General features: G+C 63.9%; 1 pseudogene. It reads right to left on the bottom strand.

From position 1 onward, the window contains the following. A pseudogene (locus ABX749_RS31945) lies at positions 1 to 1,261 on the bottom strand (hypothetical protein); the annotation flags it as partial. Positions 1,262 to 1,686 lie beyond the last annotated feature (425 nt).

Raw genomic sequence — 1,686 nt, 5'->3', positions numbered from 1 at the left:
GCGCCGTTTTGGGAGCGGATTGCTGCGGGGCCGCGGCGATCCTCGCCTCGTTGTCTTGTGACGGTGCGGCGGGGGTGATGCCCGTGCCAGTTTCGGTCTTGGCGGATGCAGGCAATGTCGCTTCAGGCAATGTCGCTTCAGGCAATGCAGCAATGGGCGTCGGCTGCGGTGCTGGCTGGAGCGCCGGTTGCGATTTGGGCTGCGGATTCAACGCGACGTCGGCAGCCGGAGTCTTTTGGGGCGCGATGGGCTGACGCGTGGGCTCGACGGGCGCCGGTGCCGGCGTGACCGGTTTGGCTTCGGTCTTGGCCAGCGCGGGCTTCGTCGTGGCGGGTTGCAGTTTGGGTTGGGGTTTGGGCTGTGGTTTGGGCGTGGTCTCTGTTGGGACGTCACGTTTGGCCACCTTGGGCACCAAGGTCTTGTTTGCGACGCTCGTTTTTTGGGCTGCGGCGATTTCGGATGCATCGAGGGTCGGCACGTCACGGCGACCGGACCGTCGGCTGCTCGAAAGGATCGACAGCGCGGCGTTGTCGTCGCGTTGGACTCGGCTGGATGCGGTCTGGGCCGGAGCGGTCCGACGGCTTGTCGGGGCAGCTGCCAGCGCCGGGGGCTGAGGAATCGCCGGGCTGATCCGCGGAGTGGCATTGGTCGGTGAAGGCGTCGAGGGACGCGTCGACAGTTTCGATGGGCCGCCGAATCGCGTTTCATTCGGGCGCGGATCGCGAATCGGCGTCGGGCCTTTGGCCGGCGATTTCGATCGCGCTTGATGGTAGGGAATGCCTTGCCAGTCGACCGTCGGGGCTGGGGTTTCGACCGGACGTGCTGCGTTGTCGGTGCCGCCGGGGCGTGTTCCAAAGATGTCGCTCAGGATGCCCTTGGACTGAACCGCTTGAGGATTCGAGGTTCGGGGGGCAGGCCGCGCTTGAGTGCTCGTATTGTTCGCGGCGGTTCGTTGGTTGACGCCGAACAGGCTGGGAATCAGCGACAGGCCGCGATTCGGGTCGACTTTCGGAGCCGTCGGCTGCTTGCCGACGACTTGCCGGATCGGTTCTTGTTGGTCGATGGGACGCAGACCCAGCGCGTTTCGAATCGGCGAGTTCGCGTTTGGCGACGTGGTTTCCGGAGCCGACTCCCGCGCGGAAGTGGCTCGCGCGGCCGCTCGACGGGACGCGTCACCGGGAGTCGCCGCCATGACGGGACTGGCAACCAGTAGCGTGGCGAGCGAGTAGAGAGCGAATGATTTGATGTGTCCGCGCAGCATGCGTCCATCTCGTGAAGTGCGTAAAGAGAGCTTGTCATTCACGGTATCGGAATCGCCGCTGAAACAATTGAGTAGAATTTGACGGTTGTGCGGAATGTCTGGCGGCCGCTGCGGTTTCACGCCGCTGCTGTTTCACACCGCGACCGCACTTCGCGCCTTCCCCTGCCCGTTGTCCCACGTCAAACACACTCCCATGAAACTCCGCCCTTGGTCTCTCTCGATTCGATCGCTCACGCTCTGTACAGGTTTCCTCATGACGACCGTTCTCTCTGGCCCAGCCGTGGCCGAGACCACCGATGTTTGGTTCGGGACCTCGACGTCGCGACAGGGACCCAGCAAGGGGATTTATCATGGGCGATTCGATACCGACAGCGGTAAGCTGACCGACGTAGAACTGGCGGCTGAAATCGGCAGCCCGGGGTTCT

Source organism: Stieleria sp. (genome assembly GCF_041595215.1).
Lineage (GTDB): Bacteria > Planctomycetota > Planctomycetia > Pirellulales > Pirellulaceae > Stieleria > Stieleria magnilauensis.
Note: the sequence above shows the minus strand (reverse complement) of the source record. Positions and strands in the feature narration are given on the sequence as shown.